We start from the raw sequence: 6000 nt of genomic DNA, 5'->3' as shown, positions 1-6000 counted from the left end.
CTGCTGTCCGACGTCGCCGGGGAACTGGCCGGATACGCCTCCGACCTCGACGCCGACCCGCTGCGGCTGGCGGCCGTCGAGGAGCGGCGCGCCGCGCTCACCCAGCTGACGCGCAAGTACGGTCCGGACATCGCCGAAGTCCTCGCCTGGGCCGAGCGCGGCGCCGAGCGGCTCGGCGAGCTCGACGGGGACGACGAGCGCATCGAGGAGCTGACCGCCGAACGGGACGCGCTGCGCGCGGAGCTGGGCGGGCTCGCCCAGGCGCTCAGCGACGCCCGGGCCGAGGCCGCGCAGCGCTTCGCCGACGCCGTCACCGCCGAACTCGCGGAGCTGGCCATGCCGCACGCGCGCGTCAGCTTCTCCATCCGGCAGACCGAGGCCGGCGAGGCGGACAGCGGCATCGAGGTCGGCGGGCGCGCCGTCGCCTACGGCCCGCACGGCGCCGACGAGGTCGAACTGCTTCTCGCCCCCCACCCCGGCGCGCTGCCCCGGCCCATCGCCAAGGGCGCGTCCGGCGGTGAGCTCTCGCGCGTCATGCTCGCCGTGGAAGTCGTCTTCGCGGGCTCCGCGCCCGTGCCCACGTACCTCTTCGACGAGGTCGACGCGGGCGTCGGCGGAAAGGCGGCCGTCGAAGTGGGCCGCCGCCTCGCGCGCCTCGCGCGCACGGCCCAGGTCGTGGTGGTCACCCACCTCCCGCAGGTGGCGGCCTTCGCCGACCGGCACCTGGTGGTGGAGAAGACCCACGAGGGGTCGGTGACGCGCAGCGGCGTCCAGGCGATGGAGGGCGAGGACCGCATCCGCGAGCTCTCCCGCATGCTGGCGGGCCAGGAAGACTCGGAACTGGCCCGCGCCCACGCGGAAGAACTCCTCGCCACGGCCCGGGGCACGTCCGGAGGGGCGTAACGCTTCCGGGTACATCCGTCGGCCTCGGCGCCGGGCCGCCCGCTACGGCCGGGCAGAACGGCGCCGGTGCCCGTCACGGGAGCGCCTGCCGCCCGAACGCGGGGCGGGCTCGGCACCGCCGGATTGCTGCGTCGTGGCTGATCGCCGCTGCGGCGGGGGTAGTGCCGGGCGGTATGGGGTTGGTGGGCCGGCCTGTCCTGCCTGTCGGTGGCAGGGGCCGGTCGTTGCTGGAGTGTCTGCCGCTCGGTCGCGGGGCGGGCTCGGCTCCGCCGGGTGCTGTGTCGTGGCTGATGACCGTTGCGGCGGGGGTAGTGCCTCCTGCCTGTCGGCGGAGAGACCGGCCACCTGGGATGCCGGCTGTCCCCTTCCGCCGCCGCGGCGAGCAACCCCCCCCTCGCGCTGTCCGGCGGTGCCAGGGCCGCCTGTGGTGGGTGACACCTGTGCGGTCGGCGGCGGGGCTCGTACAGTCGGGGGATGATCAAGATGGTGGGGGCGGCGGCGCTCTGCGGGGCAGTCGTGGCGCGGGGGGTTTACGAGGGGGCGCGGCGCAGGCGCCGGGACGCCGGGCGGTGGCGGCGGACCAATCACGCCGGCCGCACGGTCGACCTGTACGCCGGGCCGGCCGCGGTCGCCGGGACCGTGTTCGCCCTGGCCGGTACGCCCGCCCTGCCGCCGAAGGCGCGGGCCGCCGGGGCGCTGGCCGTGCTCGCGGCCGGTGCCTGCGGGGCCTATGACGACTTCGCGGGAGCGGGGGACCCGCGGCGGGGTTTCCGGGCGCACCTGGGCGCCCTGCGGCGCGGTGAGGTCACCAGTGGCGCCGTGAAGCTCTTCGGGGTCGGGGCGGCGGCCGCCGTGGCCGGGGCGGTCGTCAAGGAGCGGCCACTCGACAAGGCGCTCGCCGCGGTGGTGATCGCCGGCTCCGCCCACCTCGTCAACCTGCTGGACGTGCGGCCGGGCCGGGCCGCCGGGGCCGTGCTCGCGCTCGCCGCGCCCGGCCTCGCACGCCCCGCCTCGGCGGGGGCCGCGGCCGCACCCATGGGCGCGGCGGCCGCCCTGATCGCGGAGGATCTCGGCGAGCGGACCATGCTCGGCGACACCGGCGCCCACGCCCTCGGGGCGGGTCTCGGGCTCGCCGTCGTGGCGGGCAACGGCCGTGCCGGGCTCGCCCTGCACGCGGCCGCCCTGGTGGGCACGGCCCTGGCGATGGACGCCAGAAATCACCTATGTGAGTGAATCCGCGGATGCGCGGGCGAGGTAGGGCGCTCAACCCGCGAGACGGTGGTCCCGTGATGTCGGCGGACGCTGGCATCCTGGGCGGCAGCACTGCGCCGTACGCCTCCCCGATGCCGACGCCGAATCAGGAGTTCTCCCCGCGTGAGCAGTACACCCGCGCCCCCCGGGCGGCCGCCCCTGCACGCGGTGCAAGTGCTGGGCAGCGGGGGAGCCGGCAGCGGCGCGCACGTGCGTTCCCTGGCGGCCGGGCTGGTGGCCCGCGGGCTGCAGGTGACGGTCTGTGCGCCCCGGCAGACGGACGAGGGGTACGGATTCACGTCCGCGGGCGCGGCCTTCGCCCCGCTGTGGGCCCGGCCGGAGGCCCTGGCCGTGGCGGGCATCCGCGCGGCCAGCGCCGACGCCGACGTGGTGCACGCGCACGGCCTGCGCTCCGCCGTCCTCGCCGCCCTGGCGCTCCGCGGCCGCACCACGCCCCTCGTCGTCACCTGGCACACCACGTGTCACGAGGGCGGCGCCCGTGGGCAGTTCCTGCGCCTGATGGAGCGGAGGGCGGCCCGCGCCGCGGCCGTCGTCCTCGGGGTGACGTCCGAGCTGGTCGACCGGGCCCGGCTGCGCGGCGCGCGCGATGCCCGCCTGGCTCCCGTGGCCGTGCCCGCCCCGCGCCACGCCCCCGATGACGACGAGCCGCGCGACAAGACCCGGGCCGAACTGGGCGCGGTGGCCCGCCCGCTGCTGGTTACCGTGGGCCGTCTGGAGCCCGGCCGGGGCCACGGCCTCCTGCTGGACGCCGCCCGCGTCTGGCGCGAGCTGGATCCGGAGCCGCTGCTGATCGTGGCGGGCGAGGGCCCCGAGCGGCCGCTGCTGCAGCACCGCATCGAGGAGGAGAACCTCCCGGTCCGTCTGGTGGGCCGCCGCGACGACGTCCCCGAGCTGCTCGCCACGGCCGACGTCGCGATCCTGCCCAGCCGCTGGGAGGCCCGCTCCCTGCTCGCCCAGGAGGCGCTGCACGCGGGCGTCCCCCTGGTGGCGACGGCCGTCGGCGGCGTCCCCGACCTCGTGGGCGATGCGGCCGAGCTCGTCCCCTACGGAGACGCCGCCGCCCTCGCCGGTGCGGTGGCCCGCCTGCTGGCCGATCCGGCCCGCCGCGCGGAGCTCACCGCGGCCGGCCGCGCGCAGGCGGCCTCCTGGCCCACGGAGGACGACACGGTCGCCCACGTCCTCAGCGTCTACGACGAGCTGGCCACGGGCGGATAGCCCGCACCGGCGTCCGGCAGGCGGAACGTTCAGGCGGGCCAGTGCCCCGGCCGGCTCAGCGCCGCCGGCAGCTTCGTGCCCCCGTCGCCCCGCGCCGCGTTGAGCTGGGCCTGGGTGAGGAAGACGCTCCCCGTCAGGTCGGCCCCGGCGAGGTTCGCGTCGCGCAGGTCGGCCCCGAGGAGGTCGGCGGTCCGCAGGTCCGCGCCGGCGAGGTCCGCGGCGATCAGGTACGCCCCGCGCAGATTGGCGCCCCGCAGGTCCGCGCCGCGCAGCCGGGCCCCCATCAGGTCGGCCCCGCGCCGGTTCTTCTTCTTGCCGGGCACCTGCGCCCGTACGAGCTCGCTGGTGCGCTGCAGCAGTTCGCCGACCTCCTGCCGGCGCGCCGCCACGTCCACCTCCAGGATCGCCTCGGGGCTCTCGTGGGTCAGGCGCTCGACGGCGTCGTGGACGCGCCGGACCTCGGCGTGGACCTGCCGGGCCGCGGGCAGGGTCAGGGCCTCGACCAGATACCAGAGCAGCTCGTGCAGCTGCCGCATGACGGGGTAGACGGCGAACATCTGCCGGGCGGTCCCGCGGTCCTGCCGCCAGTCCCGGCCGCCGAAGGTGACCTGGGAGACCTTCTGCCCGGCCCCCTGGCAGTCGTAGACGGTGCAGCCGGAGAAGCCCTTCTGCCGCAGCTTGGTGTGGATACCGCAGCGGAAGTCCTGCTGCAGGTTGCCGCACGGCTTGCCCGCGTCCTTGGTCACGGCGAAGTCCGCCGAGGCGACGAAGGGCAGCGCGACGCAGCACAGCCCGAAGCAGCTGCCGCAATCCGCCCGCAGGTCCTCGCGGTCCGCCGCGGCGACGCCGGCCGCCTCACTCTTGCTCATCCCGGTCACTGTGGTGTGGCTCCTCTCCCCGTTCGAGTAGAGCCCGGGGCGTCTGCGCAGGTCAAATCCGCTCGGCGGGACGCTCAGATCCACTCCGTGTGACGCCGCGCGCGCAGCGCCAGGCCCAGGGACAGCACCGTCTCCGGGTCCTCCAGGTCCACTCCCAGCAGCCGGCCGATGCGCGCCAGCCGGTCGTAGAGCGTCTGGCGGTTGAGGTGCAGCTCGCGCGCCGTCTCCGCCTTGCGGCCCGCGTGGGCGAGGTACGCGGTCAAGGTGGGCAGCAGCGCGGGCCGGGCGGCGGCGTCGTGCGCGATCAGCGGGCCGAGCACCCGGTCGACGAACGCGGCCAGGTCGCCCTGCGAGCGCAGCCGCCACAGCAGGACGTCCACGTCGAGCCGGCGCACGTCGTGCCAGGGCCGGTCCGGCAGCCCCTGGGCCGCCGTCGCCGCCTCCGCCGCGTGCCGCAGCCCGGCCCCGGCCGTCTCCCAGGTCGCCGGAGCCCCGGCCACCACCACGGGCGCCGGGAACCCCGCCCGCTCCGCGCCCGCCCGCAGCGCCGCGGCGACCCGCCCGGCCACCGCCGCCCGCTCCGCCGCGTCGCGCAGGCCCACCAGCAGCGGCACCCGCCCCTCCGGCAGCCGGACGCCCAGCAGCACCGGCACTCCCACCCCGGCCAGCTCCTCCTGCACCGCGCAGGCCAGCGCGGCCCGGCCGTCCGCCGGCGCCAGGTCGGTGGCGGGGCGCATCACCAGCGGCAGCAGCGGCCCCGGCCCGGGCCTGAACCCCAGCACCCTGGCCTGCGCGGGCGCGTCGGCCGCCGGGACCCGGTCCTCGGCGAGGTCGGAGAGGAAGTCGCCGCGCCCGCGCGCCGCCAGCTCCTCCTCCTGGCGGGCCTGCAGCAGGACGACCGCGAGAAGCCCGGCCGTGCGGTCCGCGGCGATGCGGTGCACGGGCGCCAGCGGGGCGTCCACGGGCAGGACGGTCAGCCGGGCCCGTACCGCGCCCGGGCCGGGACCGGTCCCGGGAATGTCGGTCACGACCGCCCCGGCCATCCCCGCCGACCGCAGCCCCTCCCACACCTGCAGCGGATCCGAGCCGCCGGCCGCACCCTCCGGCCCCGCCGCGTACAGCAGCCGGCCGTCCGGCGTGCCCAGGAACACGGGGTTGCCCGCGAAGCCCGCGAACAGCCGCAGCACCTCCGGCACCCCGCCGCCGCCCAGCAGCACCTCCGTGCACCGCCGGTGCACCTCCTCGGCGCGCCGCAGCAGCGCGTAGTGCTCGTTGACCAGCTCGGTGTGGATCTCCTCGGTCACCGCGACGAACGGCACCTCCCGGTGCAGCTGCACCAGCGGCAGCCCGCACGAGCGCGCCGTGTCCACCACGGCGGCCGGCAGCGTCGTGAAGCGCGCGCCCAGCTCGACCACCAGCGCCGCGATGCCCCGCTCCGCCAGCCCGCGCACGAAGGCGCGCTGCTCGGCGGGGCGGCTGCCCACCCCCAGACCGGTGGTGAGCAGCAGCTCGCCGCCCTTGAGCAGCGCGGCGATGTTCGGGGCCTCGCCCGCGTGCACCCAGCGCACCGGCCGGTCGAGCCCGTCGCCCGCGGCGAGCACCTCGGGGAGTCCCTTGCGCAGGGTGGGCAGCGCCAGGGCCCGCGCCACGGTGATGGTGCCCTGCGGGGTGTGTTCCATGACCGGAACCTAACGGCCGTCCGGCCCGGTTGTCAGACGGGCCTTGCGGCGGG

At 77.3% G+C, this 6000-nt stretch carries 4 protein-coding genes and 1 pseudogene; 3 read left to right on the top strand and 2 right to left on the bottom strand.

All coding sequences use genetic code 11. From position 1 onward, the window contains the following. From ACSNOG_RS07340 to ACSNOG_RS07330, 3 genes and pseudogenes are all read left to right on the top strand, one after another. Positions 1 to 903: pseudogene (locus ACSNOG_RS07340) on the top strand (DNA repair protein RecN); the annotation flags it as partial. 474 nt (positions 904 to 1377) lie between these two features. After that, on the top strand, positions 1378 to 2136 hold the full coding sequence (locus tag ACSNOG_RS07335; protein WP_436751725.1) for a hypothetical protein: 759 nt from the start codon (positions 1378 to 1380) through the stop codon (positions 2134 to 2136). A 141-nt stretch (positions 2137 to 2277) separates the two neighbouring features. Continuing rightward, on the top strand, positions 2278 to 3390 hold the full coding sequence (locus ACSNOG_RS07330) for a glycosyltransferase family 4 protein (RefSeq protein ID WP_436751724.1): 1113 nt from the start codon (positions 2278 to 2280) through the stop codon (positions 3388 to 3390). 29 nt (positions 3391 to 3419) lie between these two features. Here ACSNOG_RS07330 and ACSNOG_RS07325 read toward each other — a convergent pair whose 3' ends face one another. After that, a complete protein-coding gene (locus ACSNOG_RS07325) occupies positions 3420 to 4259 on the bottom strand; it encodes a pentapeptide repeat-containing protein (RefSeq protein WP_436751723.1) in 840 nt (279 codons plus the stop codon). Between the two features lie 83 nt (positions 4260 to 4342). After that, positions 4343 to 5947 (bottom strand): PucR family transcriptional regulator, encoded by a 1605-nt coding sequence (locus ACSNOG_RS07320; protein WP_436751722.1) that lies wholly within the window; start codon positions 5945 to 5947, stop codon positions 4343 to 4345. Positions 5948 to 6000: the final 53 nt, after the last annotated feature.

The organism is Streptomyces sp. URMC 124, from assembly GCF_051386455.1.
In the GTDB taxonomy this organism is placed as follows: Bacteria; Actinomycetota; Actinomycetes; order Streptomycetales; family Streptomycetaceae; genus Streptomyces.
The sequence above is the reverse complement of the archived record's forward strand: the minus strand, read 5'-3'. Positions and strand labels throughout refer to the sequence as shown.